Origin of the sequence: Streptomyces sp. NPDC050147, assembly GCF_040660195.1 — a bacterium.
In the GTDB taxonomy this organism is placed as follows: domain Bacteria; phylum Actinomycetota; class Actinomycetes; order Streptomycetales; family Streptomycetaceae; genus Streptomyces.
This window is the reverse complement of record NZ_JBFALJ010000026.1, coordinates 21,360-41,438: the sequence shown is the minus strand read 5'-3', so window position 1 is coordinate 41,438 and position 20,079 is coordinate 21,360. Positions and strand designations below refer to the sequence as shown.

Here is a 20,079-nt window from a genome sequence, read left to right as displayed (position 1 = left end):
GCGGACGACAATTGCGGCATGACCTCACCTCAGCACCTTCAGGGCCTCCTCGCCGATGCAGGACTTGAGCAGGCGGCCACGTTCACGGCTGTGCACGGCGGTGACGAGGACGCTGTCATCCGGCTCTTCGGCGGCAACCCCGAGCAGTGCCGCCCTCTGCGACTGGAGGAACTGCGCGAACACTACGAGAGGGATCTCATCCTGGTCTCCCGGTCAGGACCTGCCGTCATCGTCGTGGAGAACAACCAATATCAAGGGTCCCGCGAGGAGGTGCTGCGCCCGCTCTCCCGGCACGGCCGCACCGCCAGCGCCTACTGGAACGTCAACGCGGTCTCCCAACTGAGCCTGGCCGAGGACGGACTGATCTCCTCCGCCTTCGAAATGCTCGCGCCCGACTTCACATTCGGCGCGCGCCCCGACGCCTGGCAGCCCCTGCTGGAAGGCCTGAATCTGGAAGATGACGACAACCTGTGGGGCACCGGTCTGGCGGCTGTCGAGCGCGCGACCGGTGCGCGTTTCGACGACACCTGGGCGCGCGGCCCGCATCGCGCTGTGGAGATCACACCGGTGCCTCAGTACCTGCTGGGGCAGGGACTCATCGACTCGCCCCTGCTCAAGCGGGAGCCCTTCATCAGCTACCTGGCCGGCCTGGGACCCACCATGCTGAAACCGATGCGGGGCCATGCCCTGGACCTGGCCCTTGCACATGCCGGCCTACGCGAACACCCCCTGGCCGTAGCAGCACTTACAGCCGCCACCCTCCCGGCCGACGCGAGAGTGCGGCTGCACGAGGACCTCACTGCCGCACACGACCAAGCGCTCCCCCGGGCTCGCGCACTGCTGATCGGCGAGCCGGAAGACTTCGAACCCGAGTGGGATCGCCCCTCCCACCTCGTCTTCCGCCAGGCCATCGTCTTCGGTGTCCTCGCCCAGTGCGTCGCTGCCCATCTGCCCACCCCAACGGACGGGCTCCCGGACATCCTCAGCTCCCTGGTCACGGCGATGACCGGGGACGGCGCACGCGTCGAGGAGTTCTGGATGGTCACGCACCTGCACAGCGCGGCACGAAGAGCAGCCTGACCCGCGCAGCCGGACACCGCAACGTCAGACCCCCGGCAAACTCGCCGACAAGATCCCGGCCGTCAACCACAGGAGAACCTCCATTCCGAGGTTGCAAGACGGGTTGACAGGAACAGTCCACGAGAACCAGAGGTAGCCCCTACCAGCACGGTCACCCGCTGACAACCAACCTCTGCCACCACACGACCCAGTCAAACGTCTGCTCCTTCTATCCGCTCGGCAACGTCCTTCAAGGGCGCCACATGCTCGGCCATGTTGCGCGCGACCCATTCCTCAGCATCCATTGCCTCGGCGGACTCCCGGTCGGCCTTCATCGATCGGATGTGGTCTTCGATGGCGGGCAGGTAGGAGGGGTCGGGACGGTAGATGCCGCAGCCGGCGCACTGGAAGCGGATCGGGCAGGCATGTCGTCCCGCTTTGACGTTGCCAGGCTCGGTGCAGCCGCCGAACAAGACCTCGGCGCGGACGTCAGTGCCGCGCGGACGTCGTTGCGAGGGAGCGGCGGTAGCGGAGCGCGGCGACGGTGAAGAGGACACCGCCGATGACGAAGTAGAGGTCGGTGGCGGTGGTCGACCACTCCGTGTACCCGGTCGGGTCGGCGTCGCCGGAGACCTGCTCCTCGGAGAGGCCGGTGAGGCCGTCCTCCAGCAGACCGGTGTGGCGGACCACGCTGTCGAGGACCCCCGCCATGCCGCGCACGATGGGCAGCACGGCCCCCGTCCAGGTGCAGCAGTGCAGGATCCAGCGGGGCACGGTGCGGCCCCAGGGCCGGTGGAGCGCGAACGGGACGAGCGCGCCGACCAGGAACATGACGCTGATCACCGCCGCGAAAACCCAGTCGCCGACGGTCTTGGTCTGCGGGACGGTGGCGCTCGCGTCACCGAAGCCGAACGTGCCGCCGAAGTACCAGTAGACGTGGAAGGCGGTGAAGACGATCACCCAGGCGAACGTCGCGTGGCAGATCGTGCGCAGTGCGTCCGGCGAGGCCGCCTGAAGTTCCTGAGCATCGCGTCGCAGGTGGAGAAGGCCGCGTTCACGCGCCCGTCCAATGGCGGGACCGCAGCGGATCCCGTGCTCGACCAGTTCGTCGATGACCTGTCCTGTGGCTTGCGCAGGCGGAGATCGACCTGGCGGCTAGAAGCGAGCCCCTGCGGGGCGCTACGTATCGTTACGCGGCGCGCCTCGCTGAGGCGGCCCGAGGCGAGATAGCCCACGTGTCGGCACTGCGCGGGCCGCAGGCGCAGTTCATGGACGCCTCGTATGACGACCTGTGGCCCGGACAGCGACGCGCGACCGGGGATTCCCGGCACCTCCGTGAGGCCGGACGAGCCGGGCGCGCGCGGCACTGCCGTGTGAGGCTCGCAGGCCCACCCCTCCCGGTCCTAACGGTGCTTGAACTGCTTGTAGCGGACGACCGCTATCCCGGCTCCGGGCGCCAGAAGTATGAGTGGCGCGGTCAGTGATGACCCGAGCGAGCCGCCTGAGAGGTACGAGATGACAAACCACACCACGTAGAAGACGCCCAGAACGATGAGCAGTTGGACCATCGTCCGACGAAGCCCTGGATGCTCAGGGGTCTCATGCATTGAGCGGCTGCTGCGCATCTGATCCAAGACGGGCCAAAGGCACATCCTTTTCATGCAGGCCCAGCGCGGGCCGAGCGTGTCACGGCCCTTCGTCCACCGGCCTGGCGGGATGGGTGCTACGCGGTCTTCAAGGTTCCGCAGTCAGCGCAGGATGGCCATGCGGATCGTCGTCGGCACCGGTGCGCTACTTCCACGCACGGGCTCGTTCACCGTGCGGTGGCTGTGCCACCGGCCGCCCCGCGTGCAGGCCGGTGTGAGAGCAGATCCTTGATCCGCTTTCACGCCGTGTCGGTCACCGCGCACGCATGATCAGGGTTGAGTGGGGAACTCGTCTGTCGGCGTAGCCACCGGAATCGCCTGTGGTTCGCCGCTCATCGGCAGGAGAAGACAGATGCTGGCATTCGTGGCGGCCGTGCTCTTCGTCATCGCCTTCGTCATCCACGCAACCGAGACGTCGACCGAGGCAGTCTTCAGCCCGACGAGTCTCATGCTCGTCGGGCTCGCCCTCCTCGCCCTGAACTCGGGCGGCCTGGGGTCCGGATGGTCCCCGCGCAGCCGCGGTCGCCGGCGCTGAGTGTTCTCGCTCTCCGACGGAACTGTCGAACGCGTGGCACGCCCGTCATCGTCCGGCGCACGCGCGGCGGCGCCCGGTGCTTCCGGGCCGCCGCACGTGTCGCCTTGAGCGTGGTGCTATTGCACCCGGCCCTCGCCGGTCTTTGATGTGTTCTCTTCGGGCAGGTGCACGTCGTTGACGGAGATGTTCACTTCGACGACTTCGAGACCAGTCATTCGTTCCACCGCCCCGATCACGTTCTCGCGTACGTCCGCGGCGACCTCGGTGATGCTCACGCCGTACTCCACGACCACTTCCAGGTCGATGGCGGTCTGCTTCTCGCCGACCTCGACCTTGACGCCGCGTCCCGCGCTGGAGCGTCCGCCGGGCACGCGATCACGCATCGCACCCACGGTTCGGCTGAATCCGCCTCCCAGTGCGTGGATTCCGGGCACTTCGCGTGCGGCGATCCCGGCGATTTTCTCCACGACTCCGTCCGCGATGATCGTCTTGCCGCGGATCGCCGCCAGCTCCCTCGCTCCGGTCTCCAGCGTCGTACCGACGGCGGCGCGGGGGTCCTCGGGTCGGACCTTGTGCTGGGTCTGACTGATCGGCTCCGTCACGCGAAGCCACCTCCTCGGAGTTTCACGGACTTGCGTACGCAGACAAACATCGGTCGCCACATTTCGTACCAGCCTCCAAGCACCGTGTGGCACAACGGATATGCACACCAGGTACCGCTGAACCTGTCCGATGACCAGCCCCTGAGAATGGGCAGCTTCCGGACACCAGCTCGGGCGGGATGGGGACTATCCTGAAGAACGGACGTCCCGGACCCCGGCGGACCTGTTGCTGCTCGACACAGATGGCTGCGGGGAGCGGACCACATCGTCCCGGTCCCACGGTGCATCCCTTGGAGGGACTGAGCGGTTCCCTTGTCTGTGTGGCTCTGCCCAGCGGATCTCTGGAACTGAGGCGTCATGCCCTTACCGCAGTTGAACATCTACCGGCACGGCAGAAGGAACCGGGCGCTGATCACCCTGGCCGGTGAGATCGATCTGGAGACGGTGCCGCTGATCCGTGCGACGTTTGAGCGGTGCCTCCGGGACGGCGTGCCCGTCATTGACGTCGATCTCACCCCTGTCACCTTCTGCGACTGCAACGGCCTCAACACCTTCATCGAGGCGTTCCTGCACTCCACCGTGGCTGGGGCCACGCTACGGCTGCATTACCCGCCTCCCATGCTGGCGCGGATGATCACCCTGATCGGTTGCGGCTTCGTGCTCATGGGGCCGCCTGCTGTTCCAGGACCAGCGCCCCTCCAGGCCCCCCTCTCCACTGCCCCGGTTCCACTCCCCACGGCGTGTTCCGAGGCAGTGCATCAGCTCGCTCCTTCTGTCTCGGGCGGTGGGTTGTGACGGCCTGGCCCCGGGTGCAGCAGCCACGGAAGCCCGCAGGCCACGAGTCGCCCGACATCGGCGGGGCGCGGCTGCGCCGGGTGAACCGCTGGCTGGTGGAGGACCTGCTTGAGGATCTGGCGGATCTGTACGTGGAGGGGTTCGACGGTGAGTTGCCGCGCAGCATTGAGCAAGTCACCGAGTCCGACCAGGCCTTCGCGATCACCAACATCTTGGTCCGCCCGCACCGTCAGGACCAGGCACTGGCCCGCCGCCTGCAGGAGCGGCTGTTGGGCGACCACCAGGCGTCACTGGGCGCTGCCTTGGTGGGTCAGGCCGATCATCCGGACCTGACCGCCTTCCGGGCCTGGGGGTGGCAGGACATCGGAGAGAGCTGGAGGCCGGCCGGCGCCACGGTGTTCCGTGTGCTGGCCCTCCCTCTCGGAGAGCGGATCATGGTGAGGCTGGAGGGACTGGCCCATCACGCCTGGACGAGGTGGCCCGGATGATGCCCACCAGCCGGTCCTCCCGGATCCGCCTGCTGGTCGCCGACCAGGCGGCCCTGCGTGGTGCCCGAGTCGGCGTCGTGGATGTGTGTATGGCCGCGGTGGCCGCGCTGCCGGTCGGTGGGGCCGGGGTGTCGGCGATGTTCCGGACCGGGGCGAGCCATCCCCTGTGCAGCACCGATGACATCAGTGAGCAGTTGGAAGAGCTGCAGCTCACGCTGGGCGAGGGGCCGTGTGTGGATGCCTTCACGCACGGTTCGGCCGTCCTGACGCCCGACCTGCGGACCGGTGAACTGCAGGACTGCTGGCCCGTGTTCGCCGATGCGGCCCTGGAAGCCGGGGCGCGCGCGGTCTTCGCGCTCCCTCTGCAGATAGGAGCGATCAGCCCCGGGGTTCTGGATCTGTACGCCCAGGTCCCGGTCCGGTTGGACGCGGAGGAGCTGGCCGACGCACTGGCTTTCGCCGAACTCGCGACGCTGGTCCTGCTCGACGCCCGGATCGATGAAACGGGCGCATCAGGGAAAGGGCATACCGAGGACCTGGGCGGGTACCGGGCGGAGATATCCCAGGCCACCGGCATGCTCACCGTCCAGCTCGGCGTCGGTATCGAGGAAGCCTTCGTGCGGCTGCGCGCCCATGCCTATGCCCACGGGCGTCAGCTCACCGTCGTGTCCGCCGACGTGGTGGCCGGTCGGCTCCGCTTCTCCCCCGGCGCGGAGCCGACCCGGAGCGACGAGGACACATGACGCCCTCGATCAGTCCGGTGAACGCACGATGCGCCGCGCTTCCCTCCCCATTCGGGCAGGGCCAGTCCTTCTTCATAGAGGTGTAAATGATGGATGAGCGACTCCTGGCCAAGACCTTCGTCGAGTTGGCGGACAATCTGGTCGCCGACTTCGACCTGATCGACTTCCTGCGTCTGCTGACCGACCGCTGCGTGGGAATGCTCGGCGCGAGCGCCGCCGGCGTGCTGCTCGCCGACCGGGACGGCGAACTGCGGGTGATGGCCGCCTCCGACGAACAGGTGCGCCTGCTGGAGCTCTTCCAGCTCCAGAACGACGAGGGCCCCTGTCTGGACTGCTACCGCACCGGAGCACCCGTGGCGGTCCCGGACCTGCGTACGGAGGCCGCCCGCTGGCCCCGCTTCGCCGCCCGGGCCCAGCTTCACGGCTTCAGCGCGGTCCAAGCCCTGCCCATGCGGTTGCGGGACGAGGTCGTCGGCGCACTGAACCTCTTCCGTGCCGCCCCTGGCCCCTTCGATCCGGTGGGCACGCCCCTCGCCCAAGCTCTGGCCGACGTCGCCACCATCAGCCTCCTGCAACAGCGCACCACTCAACGCACCACGGCCCTCAATGAGCAGTTGCAGACCGCGCTGAACAGCCGGGTACTGATCGAACAGGCCAAGGGAAAACTCGCCGAACGCCAGGGCATCGACATGGAACAGGCGTTCACCGCCCTGCGCAGCTACGCCCGCGCCCACAACCGCCGTCTCTCCGACGTGGCCCGCGCCTTCATCGACGACACCGAGCCCCTCGCTGATCTGGTGTCCTGATCCGTTCCGCAAAAGTTGACGGCTGTCCCTGGGGCATCGCCAGCGTCCTCAGAAGGCCGGTGTGGTTGACGCATCTTTGGCCAGACTGCCCAGCATGGTTGCTCCGGGTGCGGGCACGGTCTCGGTGCCGGGAGCGTGGGATTTGAGTCCGCCCTCCCGAAGGCAGCCGCGGCGGGCTGATCCTGGCTGCTGGTTCCGAGCATGGAGGGATCTGTCTCCCGGCCCGGTGCGGCCTTCGCCGACGAAAGCAGCAGCCTGTCCCCCTACTGGTAGGGGTACCCGCCCGGCATGCGAACCCTCGAACCGCGTCCCGGCGAACGCACGAGCCTCGCCTCCTCGGCCACGAAGGGCCTGACCGGCAACCGCAGCGCACGCCGGGCCGTCCTGCGCGGTACCGGCTCGCTGGCCCTTGTCTCCGCCGCCATCCAGGCCACTGCCAAGGCGCTCGACAAGCTCCGACCGCCCAGGCATCCGCCGAGCGGGGTGGCGACCTCTTATCGCACGGCCAGAGCCGCCGCCCTCGCAACTGCTGCCACCCTGGAGACGCCCCGGTCGGGGGCCGCCCTCATTCCCCTCGCCGCGGGCATCGCCGCCTCCCGCCTCCGTACCGGAGCACACACGCCCCGGCCGCGTTCTCGTGGACGCCGCGTTCGGCGTGGGGATCGCCGTGGCGACGTGCCGCTGGTGGCCGGTGCACCGCGACGAGCCCGCCGACAGCGCCCGGCCGAAGCTTCCGGTTCCCGCTCTTCCGTCCGGCGAGGGTCTTGTCGTGGTCGTCAACAGCGACGCCGGTGGCGAAGTCCCGGCCGAAGTCGAACTACGCACTCTGCTGCCGAAAGCGGACCTGCGGGTCTGCGAAGCGGGCGAGGATCTGCACACTGTTCTTCGGCAGGCCGCCACGGAGGTACAGGCGCGTGGCGGCGCACTGGGCGTGGTCGGGGGCGACGGCACGGTCAACGCGGCAGCCGTGCTGGCCGTCGACAACCGGCTGCCGCTCGCGGTGTTCCCCGGCGGCACCCTCAACCACTTCGCCGCCGACCTTGGACTGCCGACCTTGAAAGAGGCCGCCGACGCGGTGGAGGCGGGCCGCGGCGGCGCCGTCGACCTCGGCCGGATCACCGGCGACGGCGACTGCACCTACTTCCTCAACACGTTCAGCATCGGCGTCTACCCCGAACTCGTCCGGGCCCGGGAAGCCCGCGAGAGGGCTCTCGGCAAATGGCCCGCCCTCGCCATCGGCCTGCTCCGTGTCCTTGCTGACGGCGCCCCCATCGACGTCACCCTCGACGGACAGCCCGGCGGCTGTGGCTGCTCTTCGCCGGCAACAGTCGCTACGACCCGCCCGGCTTCGCACCCTCCTACCGCCGCACCCTCGACGACGGCCTCCTCGACCTGCGCATCGTCGACGGAAAACACCCCTTCGCCCGCACCCGCCTCGTCGCGGCCTTCCTCACCGGAACCCTCGCCCGCTCCCGCGTCTACCAGGAAACCACCGCCACCCGCCTGCGCATCGACGGTGTGGGCACGGCAGGCGACTACACCCGAGACGGCGAAGTGAGCCCCGCCGCCGACACCCTCGTCCTCGACAAGAGGGGCCACGCCCTCACCGTCTACCTGCCCACTCCCCAGTGATCCTGGCCATCAGCGGACAGCAACGCAGTACCGATCCAGGACTATGCTGCGAAGCAGGCGCCCCAGACCCCGGCCGCGCACCGCCAATTGGACACGATGCCGTCCTGCGTGTCTTCCGGTCTTCTGAACCGAGGCGCCCCATGCACACCCCCCAGCACCCAGACAAACCCGACAGCTCAGAGCCGTCCGCCATGGACGCCGTGCGTCTGCGCCGGCTGAACCGCTGGCAGGCCGAGGACCTGCGAGAGGACCTCGCGGACCTGTACGTGGAATCCTCCACAGTTGACTCCGGTGAGGAGTTCCACGGCCGACAGGAGTTCCTGCACCGCCTGGCACACGTCGTACAGCAGCCGGGATTCGACATGCTGGTCGCCGAGGCGAAAGCACTGACCGGCTGCGCGTAGGGACTTCCCATAGCGCGCGACGGCTCCTGGTGGCAAGGGTTTGACGGTCCTCTGCCCCAGAACCTCGAGCAACTCACCGCGTCCGGACACGTCTTCGCGATCACCGAAACCCTCGTCCATCCGCACGAGCAGGCCCGCGGACTCGCCCGCCGTCTGCAGGAACGCCTGCTCGCCGACCACCAGGCATCCCTCGGCGTCACCCTGGCCGACCAGGCCGATCACCCGGCGCTCGCCGCCTTCGAAGACTGGGGCTGGCAGGAGATCGGACAGATCCGCCGGCAGCCACCTGCCCAGACAACCCAGCGCGTACTGGTCCTTCGACTCGGAGCGCGCACGACAGAGCACCCTGACGGTCTGGCTCACAACGCCCAGACCCAGCGGCCCGAGTAGCACCGCATCCGGCAACCGCACGCGGAGCGTGCGGAGATACTGCAGGGCCCTTGTCCGGGATCCGCACGGCGGGCTACCGGAGCGGGGCGTCCGACGGTCGACCCGGGGCGAAGGCACGCAACTACAAGCCCCATTTTCTCCTGCCTGGGGGCCCACGAGTTACGGACTGTCTGCCCCGGGTTCATGCCCATCGTCGAGAAGAACGGCCGCTACCACGCCGGCACGTGACCAGGGGCGAGGTGTCCGAGACTGCGGGCGAGAACCAGCTGCACAAGGCCGCTCGAGAACCACACCGCCGAAACAGCTAGGACTTGTCCGGCCGATCATGGATGGGGGGGGGTTGTCAGGCATGATGCCCGGGTGAGCATCATCGTGAAGTTCTTCGTCGCGCCGGACGACACGTCAGCGAGCCTGGCCCTCCAGGCCGGGCCGGGACGGGCATTCGAGTCGCTCTCCTTTGGCAACTTCGATCCCGAAGAGGCCGTGGTCGAGTGGGAATGCCTTCTGGTCGGCGGCAGCTTCGAGGAACTCGTCGAGGCCGGTGAACCTCGGATCATCGACGGCCAGGACAACGACGGATGCGTCGTCTTCGCACTCTCGCCTCGCCTGTCCACTGCACTCGCGGAAGCCACGCACTCCAGGCTGAGTGACGTCGCCGCCTCATGGACTCAGTTGCGTGCGGAGGATGACGAGGTCATCAGCACGGAGATCGCCGACGCGATCGTGGGTGATCTGGCTGCCCTCGTCAGCAGCGCCCGGCGCGAGGACCAGAGCGTCTACTGCTGGGTCTCGTAGGAGCTCAAGTCCGAAGCCAGATCGCGACGGCCACGGCAGTGGCAGTGCCGAGGAAGACGTAGCCGCTCTAGTCGTAGCGAGTGGCGACTGCCCGGGACTGTTTCAGGCGGTTGATCGCCCGCTCCGCGGTGTTGCGCTTCGTGTAGCGCTCCTCATCGAAGCCGGGCGGCCGCCCGCCGCGTGCGCCCCTTCGCAAACGGGCCGCCTGGTTGTCAGTCTTCTCCGGGATGGTGTGGCCGTGCGGGGGTCCTCCACGCGGCGAACAGAGATGACTGTCAGACCCTGGTGACAGCATGAACGCATGGGATTCTTCGATGACTTGGTGCTACCCGAGGAACAGGTCGAGCAGCGTGAGGTGGTGGTCCGGCTGGGCCCTCCAGGAGAGGGCATGGCCCGTGACCGACCGCCGGTCGACTGGTTTGCCCCCGCACTGGTGCCGCAGCTCGCGGTAGCCGGTGAGGGACGGGCCGTCAGGGTGATGGTGACCGGCTGGTCCGTGTGGCCGAGCTCAGTCACGCTGCACCTCTCTGTGCACCGGCCGGTCTACTGGCAGAGCGAGCGAGGGGGGCGGCAGTCCGGTCTCCGAGTGGGACTCTCGCTGGGGGACGGCCGACGGGTGACCTCGCTCGACGCGCGGCAGGAGCGGGTGGTCGGCCCGGCGCAGGCCGGGGGCGCCATGGCGGTCGTGGGAGCGGCGACCGGACTGATCGCGCTGGATCCCGGGATGAGCGATGTCCGCCGCTCACTGTTCAAGACCGACGTCGACCTGTACCTGACGGAACTGCCACCGCCCGGTGCGACGCGGCTGGTTGTGGAGTGGCCGGACGAGGACCTCCCGGAGACCAGCACATTGGTCGACGCCGGTGCCCTGCGCGCCGCAGCCGCGCGGGCCGTCGAGGTATGGCCCGACCTGCCGCCACTGGAGCCCGGCGCAGGACCTGACTCCCTCTCCGTTCTCCGGGTGAGCGGGCCGCCGAGCTTCCTCGCCCGGCCGATGTCCGGATACGAGCGCAGGGCTCTGCGCGAGCAGGAAGAGGCACGCGTGCGCTACGTGCCGCGGGCCGACTGGAAGGGCATGAAGTACGGAGACTGGGGAGACCCGGCGCTGATTCAGGCCCGGCTGGACGGCGGCGCACCGGCAGACACCGACGCCTGCTCAGGCGCAACGCCTCTGCATCTGGCGGCCGAGCGGGGCGGCGCGGAATGCGTGGCCGCGCTGCTTCCGCACGTCACGCGGGTCGACGCACCCGATCCGGAGGGACACACCGCGCTGTGGCACGCCGTCTGCCGCAGCGACGAGGACAGCGTCCGTGCACTCATCCGGGCCGGAGCGGATGCGTGGACCCCGCAGACCGGCCCCTGGTCACCCGGCCGACTGCTGATGACGACGCCACTCGCTCCGGTCGTCGCGGACCTGCCGGGGGCGGTGGCACCGCCCTCGGAGGAACTGGCTGCCTTCTGCGCCGCGGACGCATTGATCGAGGCTTTCAGCGGAGAGGAGTTGTGGACCGAAGGGCTCGGCATCGCCTTCGTGCGCGACCTGGACGAGGACGAGGTCATCCGGCGGCTGGGCGCGGACCCGGCGCGCTGCCCCAATACCACCGCGGAGCACGCTCCGTTCGAGGAGGGGGACTACCACGCGTCCCTGCGCTACGTCGCGGTGATCGGCCTGCCCGGCAGCCCCGGCGGCTGCGTCATCACGCAAGACGGATACATGCCGAACGACGACGCCGTGCTGCGCGCGATGTCGCCTCGAACCACGGCATACGGGGTGTACTTCAACCCGAAGGGCGGCACCCACGGCACGCTGGCCAAGGACGGCCGGAGCGTGAACCACGAAGAGATCGGCCTCTCCCCGGACGAGGCGGACCCGCCCGCGTACTGGCACTTCCGCTTCTGGCAGACCGGCCCCCAGACCCCGTACGCCGCGCGCGAACTCGCCTACGCCTGCGGGGCGGCCGGTCTCCGCATCACCGACGGCCACGCGGCCACCGACGCCGGCCTCCCGCGACGCTGGGTGGAACTGCCTCCGCAGCTTCGTAGGTGACTCCGGGTCCCTGCTGTCGGTGACTGGCGACGAACAGCTGGTGCGCATGGCGCTGCGGCTCGTCATCGACGGCGAACCGGACCTGACCGTCGTCGCGGAGGCGGCCGACGGCGACGCTGCGATCACTGCGGTGGACGGGCACCGGCCAGACGTCGTACTCATGGACGTGCGCATGCCCGGCCGTGACGGTCTCAGCGCAACCCGGGAGCTCCTCACCCGAGCGGCGCCGCCGCGGGTGCTCATGCTGACCACCTTCGACTCCGACGATCTGGTGCTCGGCGCCCTGCGTGCCGGAGCCCTGGGATTCGTCCTCAAAGACACCCGACCGCCGCAGATTCTCGATGCGGTGCGGACCGTCGCGGCCGGCAACCCCGTGCTCTCAGCAGCGGCCACGGCACGGGTGATCGCCGCAGCAACCGGGCCGCAGTCCGCTCACGCTCGCAGCTCATCCCGCGAAGCCGCACGGAAGCAGCTGTCCGCACTGACCGAACGGGAACTCGAAACCGCCCGGGCCATCGCGGACGGACTGGGCAACCCGGAGATCGCCCAGCGGCTGCGCATCAGCATGGCGACCGTCAAGGCGCACACAGGCAGCCTGTTCGCCAAGCTGGCGGTCGACAATCGGGTGCAGATCGCACTCCTGGTCCGCGACGCAGAGGAATGACCAGCCTGCAGCCGGCCGTCTGCGAACCACGGAAGCGTGCCTTTTCCTGCGCTTGGGCAGCGTGAGGGCCGGCCCCGTCCGCCCGCGCGGGTACACGGGCGGACGGGGCCGTGGGCGCCATCTGGTGCGACGTGCCGCTCTCAGCTGTCGGAGGGCGGCGCCATGAGCTGCTCGGCGATGCCGGCCTCCAGTGCAGCGATGCGCCGGTCGGCGAAGCGATCGTTGTCCCGGGTGGCCGTGAGGCGCCTGCCGAGGCGTTCGTTGTCGAACGTCAACGCGCTGATCTCACGGCGCAGGGCCACGTTGGCGGTGGTGATGCGTACGACGTCGGCATCTGTCCAGTCCTGCTGCAGCTCGACGGCTCGGCCCAGGAGCTCGGCGACGCGCTCGCGCTGGTCGGCAATCTCGGCGTGGGCGGCTTTGAGGGCTTCTTCGGTGTTCAGCGCGCGCTCACGCCAGGAAGCCTCGAAGCGCTGTAGAGGACCAGTGCAAGATCGAAGCTGGCGCAGATGCTGTTCCCGCGCGCCGTGTAGGTGGCCAAGGCCGCGGCTCCGAGGGCGGCAACCGCCGACATGAGAGCGATGATCGTGGAGAGGAACATGCCGTACAGGCTGCCCTCCGACACGCTGGCGTTCTCCTGAAAAGCCCTTTACAGAGGGGAAGTTCGGAGCGTACGTGAAGGGGGCTCCCGCGTCCGGGTCGCGCCCTCACAGGAGGGGCGCCCGGCACGCAGGTGTGCGGATGGCCCGGTTTCGCGGGAGACCGGGCCACACACGGCCCCCGGTATTCGCGCACGTCACAAAATGGTCGGCACACGCCGTCACACCGGGGCTGAGGGCTCATCTTTGGAGCCGTCTGCGCACTGACCGTCGCTGGGCCCGGCCTCCGATCGTACGAGGGGACCCGCTCAGGCCCGTCTCAGAAGGCAGGACGGGTTCTCACCGCACCACGACGTTGTCCGTGGCAGAAGTCGACGCTCCGGTGGTGGTGTTGCCGTAGTACGCCCAGCGCCACGCGCCCGTCTTGGACGCCTTCACAGTCGTCTTGAGATCACCCGAGCCATTGGCGCGCACCTTCTTCACCGTGGTGTAGGAGGTGGCTCACGCTGGCCTTGAACTGCAGGCTCACCAGGCGGCTTCCGTAGGAGACGTACTTCTTCGTCTCCCAGTTGGCCCGCGTCACCTCGCCGGTCACGGTGATGGTCTTGCCCTTGGCCACCGGCTCGGGCGCGGCATTGACACTCAGGCGGGAGTTGCGCTTGACGTAGGCGGTCAGACCCTTGCCGTCCGTGTCACCGCCGCCGCCCTTGAAGAACACCTCGGCCCCGACCTTCCAGGCTCCGGCCTCGCTGTTGCGCATGTCCCACACACTGGGGTCGAAGTACATCGTCTCGTTGAAGTCGCAGACGCCCGAGCTCACCTCGTGGCAGTCGCTCGTTTCGACCGCGTGCCACAGTCGGTCACCCGTGTTGCCGCGGTACAGGAACACCGCCGGCCACTTCCACTTGTGGGAGGTCGCCATCCGGAAGGAGGTGGGCACCGCGACCTCCTTGGACACCCCGATCACGATCGGCTTGCCGCCGTTCACCTGGACGCGGGTGAAGGAGACCCCGCCCTCGGCCGCCCCGGCCGGCACCGCGGCCACGCCCGTGAACACCGCCGCCGCGCCACCGGCCACGACAGCTCTCCAGACTCCCTTGCCCACCTGATCTCCGATCTCTGTACCGAAAGGCGCCGGAGAGCCCTCCTCCGGCGCCTTTCAGACAGCCGGGGTCCATACCGGGTTGTGCACCCGTGGATCACGATCGGGCATCGGAGGATCTTCGCCTCGTGCGGATGATGGCGAGGTGCATCCAACCGCCGAAGCCGCCGATGCCGCCGCCCCCGCGTTACCTTCTTCGTAGCCTCACAACGGGTTCCCGGCCTTCGGAGTTGGCATGACTGCCTCCCCTTGCTCCGGCTCCATGATGCCCGGCGGCATCCGGCCGCCTTCCGTTGCCTCGGCCCACTCCCCGAAGACCGCCTCGGCGGCCTCCGGCCGAGCCGGCCGCCCCTCGACATCGGCCGGCTCCTTGCGCAACAGCCTTCAGCAGCCCTCCCCGTTGCAGAGGTGCGTCGAACCTATTCACGGAGCCTTGAAACCGGTCACGGCCAGCGCCTCGCCCACCCGAGTGGCGGCCAGGTCGTCGTGGCGGATCACAAAACTCGTGTAGTACTCCTCGTAGGCCCGGGCTTCACTGGCGAGCGATATCCATTCGCTCGTCAGCCGGTGCTTTTCCTTCTCCAGGTGGGAATACCATTTCGCGATCGGGATGGCGGGGATCTCACCTGCCTTCTCGCGTCCCGCGAGGGTCTGCTCCGCGATGCTGTTGATCACCTCGTCATCGGCATACCCGCCGATGACGACGAAGGCGCCAGACGGCCAGAGGCCGTAGGCCAGAGTTCGAAGTTCGTCCAGGTGCGGCAGGTCACGCTCCATGTACCGGACCAACTGCTGCTGGAAGGGCGACATGTCCTCCCAATCGAGATCCTCCCAGTACTCGTGCCAGTCCTCGTCCTCGCCCTCCTGGAGCCAAAGGGGCAGTTCGGCTCTGAGCTCGGCGCAGAGGCCGAGCTGCTCGCGGACACAGACGGAGCTGGGGGCTTCCGCGACCGCGGTTTCAGTGCCGTCCGGTACATACACGACTCGCGCGTACCTCCCGGAACTGTCCCCATGGTCCTTTTCCTGGTCCACGAAGAAGAGCAGTGTCCCGTCCGCCGGTAGGTCGAAGCCGTCGACTCTCGGCAGCGCCCCGCAATCGACGGAAAAGAGCAACGGCAACAGAATGTCCCCGGCGGACGGCCACTTCATGCCCATCGGCAGCCTGGGCAACCCACCGAACTGCCCGACCGGAGAACCACCGCCCACCCCGGACAACCCGATCGACAAGCGAAGGTGCTGACTGAATCTGCTGATCTCGTCGTCCGGGATGCCCAACTCAAGCGCTGCCCGACGAAACTCCCCCTGATGATCCATGCCCATGAAGGTAAACCCTTCCCAACCCGGCTGCGCTCGATCATCCACGTCAGCATGTCCACATTGCGCCTCCCCCCACTGCGGGGCCTACGAGACGCCTCGAGCGGACCTTGGATCGGCAGCGCGGACGGCTACGAATGTACGACCCGTGGCATTCGACCTCCGGGGCGGAGCCCTCGCCAGGGTCTCCCCGAACCTGACCGAAGCCTTCGTTGTCCCGGAGGCCACGGGGTTGTCGGTGGCGGGAACTACAGTCGCCGGTGTGACGGATATTGAGCTTCGAGAAATGCTGATTCCTTTTCGTGAACGAGCAGTTGAGGAGGGGTACCCGTGGGAGGACATCGACCCGCTGCCGGCCGAAGAGGTGGACCGATGGATCGGCTACGTCCGGCCTTGCGCGGTCCTCAGCGGTGACGGAGACGGGCCGGTCGCGGGCAGGTTCGGCGGGCCGCTGCTGCTGCCCGCCGAGATCCAGGACCCTGAGCACCCGTACCTCGCGTCCGTCGACTTCGCCGCGCTGCCGAAGGCCGCGACGGACCTCCCTCTGCCGCCCGACGGACGCCTGCTGCTCTTCGCCTCACTCGATGAAACGGACGGCGACGGCAACTACGGCCAGGCCATCTATGTCCCGGTCGGCACACCGGTGGAGGAACGCGACAAGAACACCTGGAACGGCTACCCCGGCGATGACCACTACCAGAAGATCGTCGATTCCTACCCGCAGGGCGAGCTGAGAGCCAGAGCCGAACCGGATCTGCCGTACCACTCACTTCCCGGGTTTCCGCACGCTGACGAGCTGGTCATTGTCTGGTGCGACGCCTCTGACAGAAGGGGGCATCTGCAGATCGGCGGATACGCGGACCAGGAGGACTCCGACCCGGACCCGCTGAAATTCGTCGCGCAGCGTGCCGTGCGTCAGGCAAACCGGGGGCGGTGGGGCGGCGGTGAGCCGGTGTCGGGCGCTGTCGAGGACTGGGTTCTGCTGGCCCACTGGAACCCGGACATCAGCGGTCGGGAAGGCGCGGACGTGCAGTGGGGAATCCAGCGCGCGGACCTGGCGGCCCGTCGCTTCGACCGCACATTCACCACCGTCTATTGGAATCCCTAACCGGGCCAGGACAGAACACCTACAGTAATTCGGGTTGTCGGCCCTTGTCGGGGCTTGCTGTTGTTGCCGTGTCCGACAGAGTGGGACAGAGGGAACGCGGCCCTTCTGAGCACCTCACCGGCCGCGTGCTTGGCGGCGATGGTGATGCTCTGCTCGCGTCCAGGGCCGCTGTCGAGTTGTACGTGTCCGCTGCGGATCGAGCAAATTGTCATCGTTCAATCATTCGCGCCCACTCCTTGGCAACGGCCTGCAACCCGGTACGCCGGGCGGTCGGCCTCCGGCGGGGCCGGACTCGAGGCCTTGGCCGACCTCGTCTTCGCCGGCCTGGACGACGACCCCGACGACCCCGACGACCCGTGATCATCACGGGCCGCAAGGCCACCGCAAGTCACCGCCTCACCGACGCAAGAAGGCCTGTACCCAGGCCCCCGCCGCGCGCCTACCTCGAACCGGCAGGTGCCGCCGGGCTCTACCGCATCCAGTGGCACCACCCCCAGATGGGAAAGGGATGCCTGACGGTCATGGGCGAGGACCACCTCAAAGGCATACTCGAAACCCGCCGGAACCGTGCGCAAGGCACCTCCTTCCGCCTGGAACCCACTGATGGAACCTTCCGGATGCGTCCGGCCACGAGCAGCGGGTGCATCGGCATCGTCGACAACGACACCACTGCGAGCGCCGAGGTGATCGAGGAACACTGCACCGGCGCAGCAGACCAGCGTTTTCTGGTCCGGGCGGGCTGATGGCCCCGCGCACCCGAGCCTGCGCAGGCGGCGACCCTGCCCTGTCCTGGCCGCACGGGCGGCTTCTTCAACGACACTGAGACGTGGCGCAGGTGTGTGAGCGCGACCGGAGCGGCAACGCACCCGCATCCGTTCGTAGCCCGGGACAGGCCCGGACATCGTGCTGCGAGCCTCCACGCACATCACACGCCCGGGCTCAGCCCTGACGAGCTCTGGTGTTGCCAGAACTCGCCGACGTTTCTGCGGCCGAGCCCCCTCAAGTGTTCACCGAACTCACCATCACGCGCGGCTGCCCCCGGTTACGGTTGCCGGGTGAGCGCATCGAATACGCCGACAGGCCCCGGTCCATCTGCCCGCACCGATGCGTTGCTGCCTCTCCTTTGCGCCGACGAGGAGGTCGTCGCGTTCTTCGCCGGGGTCGCGGACCTCGACGCGACGGATCCAGCCGACCATGAGTTGGTGGACGGAGTTCGCCTCGCCTCCGGCGCGCGGCTGGAACAGTTCGCGCGGGCGGGCTCAGGGGACGCGTTCTGCTTCGTCGGCGAAGGCGGAGAGGAACGCCCGGTGGTGTACGTCAGCCTCGACGGCGAAGCCGGACCGCTGGCTCTCGGACTGCCGGAACTGGTCAGGCTGTGTCTCGTGGCACCGTGGTGGCGGAATGCCCCCGGACGGACAGCCGAAGAACTCCAGTCGGTCGCTGACGAGTACCGACAAGATGTGCCGGACTTCGACCAGCGGCGCGACCGTGCAGCCTGGGCGCTCGGCCTCGATCCGGCCGGGCTGCCGTCCGAGGCAGCAGCCCTCGCCCAGCTCGCACACCTCTCCCAGGGGCCGGTCGCCGCTACCTGCCTCGTCGTGGGATACCAGGGCGATCCGCTCAACCCCCTGTTCGACGCCGCCCCCAGCGGGTCCTGACTGAAACGCCATCTGGGCACGGCGCTCTCGAGTCCGCTGGTCGACCCAGCACCGGCTGCAGTCCGCCGACGAACGGGGAGATCGCAGTCGTCCTCAGGACCCTGTGCGCCGCCTGATTCAGCGGCGGGCCGGACGGGCGCAGCGCACGTTCCCGGAGGTGATCGCGTCCCGGGGCAAGGCGAGGCCGAAGGCCCGTTCCAGGCCTTCGAAGAACAGCGCGATGTTGTCCGTCCAGTTGCCTGCCTTCTCCGCGATACGGAGGTGCAGGTTGAGGAAGGACAGCGGCGCTTCCGGGGCGAACGGCGCCTCCCCCGGGGTGTACCAGATGAGCTCGTACATGTCCCGCCGGTCTTCGGCGCCGTCCTCGATCGGGAAGGGGTTCTGGTACACCCCGTCCTCGAAGTAGCTGAAGTCGTAGATGGCCTTGGCCATGGTCGCGCTGAGCGTGATCTGCTGCTCGGGAGGCGGGTCGAGGGAGCGCGAGAAGGCATGGTCGAAGTCGTGGTAGCCCAGCCACGTCCAGCCGTTCTCCTCCCCGAAGGCCAGCACGCGGGTGAGGTCGTCGGTGCCCTCCCGTGCGTCCCGCTCCTCGACCTGGTGGAGCAGCAGCCCGTTGGCGATGTCCTGCGCGTCGGCCCCGTAGGCGAGGGCGACGTCCTCAGCGGTCGGTCCCTTGATGAACACGAGTTCCGTGAAGGGCTCTTGGTTCTGCCAACTGCCGGCGATCCACGCCACGCCGTCGCCCGCCGGGCCCTGGCGGGCGAGGAACTCTTCGAACGCGGCTGCCTGCTTCGGGGGCATGTAGCTCTGGCGGGCCGTGCGCGCCCTGTCCTCCAGCCAGTCGAGCTCCGCCACGGACCTCAGTTCGGCCACGACCACCCGGTCCCGCACGAAGGTCATCCGCCCCCCGTCAGCGTGCACGTACCGAATGTACGGGCCCTGCGGGTCCGGGCCGAACGGGTGCCCCTGCCCTGATCTGGATCTGGGCCGGTGTCGCGCGCCGCCGTGGCCCCGTTGGGCGAAGTGTTCCAGCTCGGCGAGTTCCGCCGCGGGCAGGAGCACACTCGTCGGCTCGCCGCCGTCGATGACACACACCCGCTCGCCGGTCTCCTCGACGCGACCGACGAGACCCGCGAAGTCCGCTATGGCGTCGCTCAGTTCAACGTTGTCCATACGAGGGGACATTACTCGCGGCGACGCGGCGGTCGGGCCGGCCGAGGAGGCGGGATGCCAGATGGCCACCAGGCCGGCGGCGAGGAGGAGTTCGGCGATGTCAGCGCCGTAGTACCCGATCTCCGCACCGCCTCGGAGCTGGGTCGACGCAGGGCGTGGACGCCGGTCCAGAAACCGCCCTACATCAGCTGGGAGATCACCGCGTGCGCGGCGACGGCGACGGCGAGGCAGACCAGCCGGGCCCCCGCACCCCGGGCCGGTCGGTTGCCGGGTAGGGGCCCGCGATGACGTGGGCGAACAGGCACTCGGGCAGCAGGAAGCCAGGATGGTCTCCCGAGTGATCCTCAGTCGCTCCAAAGCCCCCTCGGCAGCCGCCAGTTGAGCGGTGAGCTCCGCGATCTGGGTGCGGAGCCGGTCCGCGAGGTCACGGCCGGCTGCCTCACGGATCTCGATCTGCTCCAGGAACTCCTGCATGCTTGTTCCCGCTTGTTCATGCCGGTCCGGGGAAGCGGACGGAGG

Annotated in this window: 20 protein-coding genes and 3 pseudogenes; 14 read left to right on the top strand and 9 right to left on the bottom strand. The window is 68.5% G+C overall.

All coding sequences use genetic code 11. The features are described from left to right. The first annotated feature begins 18 nt into the window (after window positions 1–18). Window positions 19–1,080: a DUF6461 domain-containing protein gene (locus tag AB0I94_RS32335; protein ID WP_363313271.1), complete on the top strand. Its 1,062-nt coding sequence runs from the start codon at window positions 19–21 to the stop codon at window positions 1,078–1,080. Window positions 1,081–1,271: 191 nt separating this feature from the next. On the opposite strand, the pseudogene AB0I94_RS32330 reads toward AB0I94_RS32335, so the two are convergent. From AB0I94_RS32330 to AB0I94_RS32320, 3 genes and pseudogenes are all read right to left on the bottom strand, one after another. Further along, window positions 1,272–1,535 (bottom strand): annotated as a pseudogene (locus tag AB0I94_RS32330) (site-specific integrase); the annotation flags it as partial. A gap of 13 nt (window positions 1,536–1,548) precedes the next feature. Beyond that, a complete protein-coding gene (locus AB0I94_RS32325) occupies window positions 1,549–2,019 on the bottom strand; it encodes a DUF3995 domain-containing protein (RefSeq protein WP_363313270.1) in 471 nt (156 codons plus the stop codon). Between the two features lie 443 nt (window positions 2,020–2,462). Next, a complete protein-coding gene (locus AB0I94_RS32320; RefSeq protein ID WP_363313269.1) occupies window positions 2,463–2,666 on the bottom strand; it encodes a hypothetical protein in 204 nt (67 codons plus the stop codon). Window positions 2,667–3,057: 391 nt separating this feature from the next. On the opposite strand from AB0I94_RS32320, the gene AB0I94_RS32315 reads away from it, so the two are divergent. Next, a complete protein-coding gene (locus tag AB0I94_RS32315) occupies window positions 3,058–3,240 on the top strand; it encodes a hypothetical protein (RefSeq protein ID WP_363313268.1) in 183 nt (60 codons plus the stop codon). Between the two features lie 116 nt (window positions 3,241–3,356). Here AB0I94_RS32315 and AB0I94_RS32310 read toward each other — a convergent pair whose 3' ends face one another. After that, a complete protein-coding gene (locus AB0I94_RS32310; RefSeq protein ID WP_363313267.1) occupies window positions 3,357–3,842 on the bottom strand; it encodes an Asp23/Gls24 family envelope stress response protein in 486 nt (161 codons plus the stop codon). Window positions 3,843–4,199: 357 nt separating this feature from the next. Between AB0I94_RS32310 and AB0I94_RS32305 the strand changes: the two genes are divergently transcribed. From AB0I94_RS32305 to AB0I94_RS32285, 5 genes are all read left to right on the top strand, one after another. Continuing rightward, complete coding sequence (locus AB0I94_RS32305; protein ID WP_363313266.1) at window positions 4,200–4,637, top strand: STAS domain-containing protein; 438 nt, start codon at window positions 4,200–4,202, stop codon at window positions 4,635–4,637. Beyond that, window positions 4,634–5,125 carry a hypothetical protein gene (locus AB0I94_RS32300; protein ID WP_363313265.1) on the top strand — a complete coding sequence of 164 codons (492 nt, stop codon included), beginning with the start codon at window positions 4,634–4,636 and terminating at the stop codon, window positions 5,123–5,125. Before AB0I94_RS32305 ends, AB0I94_RS32300 begins: the two co-directional genes overlap by 4 nt. Beyond that, window positions 5,125–5,868, top strand: a complete 744-nt coding sequence (locus tag AB0I94_RS32295) for a GAF and ANTAR domain-containing protein (RefSeq protein ID WP_363313366.1) — start codon at window positions 5,125–5,127, stop codon at window positions 5,866–5,868. The genes AB0I94_RS32300 and AB0I94_RS32295 overlap by 1 nt, the downstream gene beginning before the upstream one ends. 89 nt (window positions 5,869–5,957) lie before the next feature. Further along, window positions 5,958–6,674, top strand: a complete 717-nt coding sequence (locus tag AB0I94_RS32290) for a GAF and ANTAR domain-containing protein (RefSeq protein ID WP_363313264.1) — start codon at window positions 5,958–5,960, stop codon at window positions 6,672–6,674. Window positions 6,675–7,311: 637 nt separating this feature from the next. Next, entirely contained in the window at window positions 7,312–8,232 is a 921-nt protein-coding gene (locus AB0I94_RS32285) for a diacylglycerol kinase family protein (protein ID WP_363313263.1), read from the top strand. 250 nt (window positions 8,233–8,482) lie between these two features. Here the strand turns inward: AB0I94_RS32285 and AB0I94_RS32280 are convergent, their stop codons facing one another. Next, complete coding sequence (locus tag AB0I94_RS32280) at window positions 8,483–9,115, bottom strand: hypothetical protein (RefSeq protein ID WP_363313262.1); 633 nt, start codon at window positions 9,113–9,115, stop codon at window positions 8,483–8,485. 345 nt (window positions 9,116–9,460) lie between these two features. Between AB0I94_RS32280 and AB0I94_RS32275 the strand changes: the two genes are divergently transcribed. Further along, window positions 9,461–9,895, top strand: coding sequence for a hypothetical protein (locus tag AB0I94_RS32275; protein WP_363313261.1), 435 nt, complete (start codon window positions 9,461–9,463; stop codon window positions 9,893–9,895). Window positions 9,896–9,962: 67 nt separating this feature from the next. Here the strand turns inward: AB0I94_RS32275 and AB0I94_RS32270 are convergent. Beyond that, a pseudogene (locus AB0I94_RS32270) lies at window positions 9,963–10,124 on the bottom strand (IS5/IS1182 family transposase); the annotation flags it as partial. 72 nt (window positions 10,125–10,196) lie between these two features. On the opposite strand from AB0I94_RS32270, the gene AB0I94_RS32265 reads away from it, so the two are divergent. From AB0I94_RS32265 to AB0I94_RS32255, 3 genes are all read left to right on the top strand, one after another. Beyond that, the gene (locus AB0I94_RS32265; RefSeq protein WP_363313260.1) at window positions 10,197–11,942 is read left to right on the top strand and encodes an ankyrin repeat domain-containing protein; all 1,746 of its coding nucleotides are present in this window, start codon (window positions 10,197–10,199) and stop codon (window positions 11,940–11,942) included. 19 nt (window positions 11,943–11,961) lie between these two features. Then, a complete protein-coding gene (locus tag AB0I94_RS32260) occupies window positions 11,962–12,606 on the top strand; it encodes a response regulator transcription factor (RefSeq protein ID WP_363313259.1) in 645 nt (214 codons plus the stop codon). A 110-nt stretch (window positions 12,607–12,716) separates the two neighbouring features. Next, the gene (locus AB0I94_RS32255; RefSeq protein WP_363313258.1) at window positions 12,717–13,085 is read left to right on the top strand and encodes a hypothetical protein; all 369 of its coding nucleotides are present in this window, start codon (window positions 12,717–12,719) and stop codon (window positions 13,083–13,085) included. Window positions 13,086–13,544: 459 nt separating this feature from the next. Here the strand turns inward: AB0I94_RS32255 and AB0I94_RS32250 are convergent. Together AB0I94_RS32250 and AB0I94_RS32245 are read right to left on the bottom strand one after the other, a co-directional pair. Further along, a pseudogene (locus AB0I94_RS32250) lies at window positions 13,545–14,310 on the bottom strand (hypothetical protein). A 420-nt stretch (window positions 14,311–14,730) separates the two neighbouring features. After that, window positions 14,731–15,669, bottom strand: coding sequence for a DUF1963 domain-containing protein (locus AB0I94_RS32245; protein ID WP_363313257.1), 939 nt, complete (start codon window positions 15,667–15,669; stop codon window positions 14,731–14,733). A 238-nt stretch (window positions 15,670–15,907) separates the two neighbouring features. Between AB0I94_RS32245 and AB0I94_RS32240 the strand changes: the two genes are divergently transcribed. The 3 genes from AB0I94_RS32240 to AB0I94_RS32230 all read left to right on the top strand — a co-directional run bounded on the left by AB0I94_RS32240 (window position 15,908) and on the right by AB0I94_RS32230 (window position 18,387). Next, complete coding sequence (locus AB0I94_RS32240) at window positions 15,908–16,729, top strand: DUF1963 domain-containing protein (protein WP_363313256.1); 822 nt, start codon at window positions 15,908–15,910, stop codon at window positions 16,727–16,729. A gap of 521 nt (window positions 16,730–17,250) precedes the next feature. Then, window positions 17,251–17,472 carry a hypothetical protein gene (locus AB0I94_RS32235; protein ID WP_363313254.1) on the top strand — a complete coding sequence of 74 codons (222 nt, stop codon included), beginning with the start codon at window positions 17,251–17,253 and terminating at the stop codon, window positions 17,470–17,472. A 312-nt stretch (window positions 17,473–17,784) separates the two neighbouring features. Continuing rightward, window positions 17,785–18,387, top strand: coding sequence for a hypothetical protein (locus AB0I94_RS32230; protein WP_363313252.1), 603 nt, complete (start codon window positions 17,785–17,787; stop codon window positions 18,385–18,387). Window positions 18,388–18,504: 117 nt separating this feature from the next. On the opposite strand, the gene AB0I94_RS32225 is transcribed toward AB0I94_RS32230, so the two are convergent. Next, window positions 18,505–19,560 (bottom strand): type II toxin-antitoxin system Phd/YefM family antitoxin, encoded by a 1,056-nt coding sequence (locus AB0I94_RS32225; RefSeq protein WP_363313251.1) that lies wholly within the window; start codon window positions 19,558–19,560, stop codon window positions 18,505–18,507. Between the last annotated feature and the right edge of the window lie 519 nt (window positions 19,561–20,079).

Coding starts and splice junctions, on each gene's coding strand:
- AB0I94_RS32305 (WP_363313266.1), top strand. CDS start 4,200: ATGCCCTTACCGCAGTTGAACATCTACCGGCACGGCAGAAGGAACCGG.
- AB0I94_RS32225 (WP_363313251.1), bottom strand. CDS start 19,560: ATGGACAACGTTGAACTGAGCGACGCCATAGCGGACTTCGCGGGTCTC.
- AB0I94_RS32320 (WP_363313269.1), bottom strand. CDS start 2,666: ATGCATGAGACCCCTGAGCATCCAGGGCTTCGTCGGACGATGGTCCAA.
- AB0I94_RS32315 (WP_363313268.1), top strand. CDS start 3,058: ATGCTGGCATTCGTGGCGGCCGTGCTCTTCGTCATCGCCTTCGTCATC.
- AB0I94_RS32240 (WP_363313256.1), top strand. CDS start 15,908: ATGCTGATTCCTTTTCGTGAACGAGCAGTTGAGGAGGGGTACCCGTGG.
- AB0I94_RS32265 (WP_363313260.1), top strand. CDS start 10,197: ATGGGATTCTTCGATGACTTGGTGCTACCCGAGGAACAGGTCGAGCAG.
- AB0I94_RS32335 (WP_363313271.1), top strand. CDS start 19: ATGACCTCACCTCAGCACCTTCAGGGCCTCCTCGCCGATGCAGGACTT.
- AB0I94_RS32295 (WP_363313366.1), top strand. CDS start 5,125: ATGCCCACCAGCCGGTCCTCCCGGATCCGCCTGCTGGTCGCCGACCAG.
- AB0I94_RS32235 (WP_363313254.1), top strand. CDS start 17,251: ATGGGCGAGGACCACCTCAAAGGCATACTCGAAACCCGCCGGAACCGT.
- AB0I94_RS32290 (WP_363313264.1), top strand. CDS start 5,958: ATGGATGAGCGACTCCTGGCCAAGACCTTCGTCGAGTTGGCGGACAAT.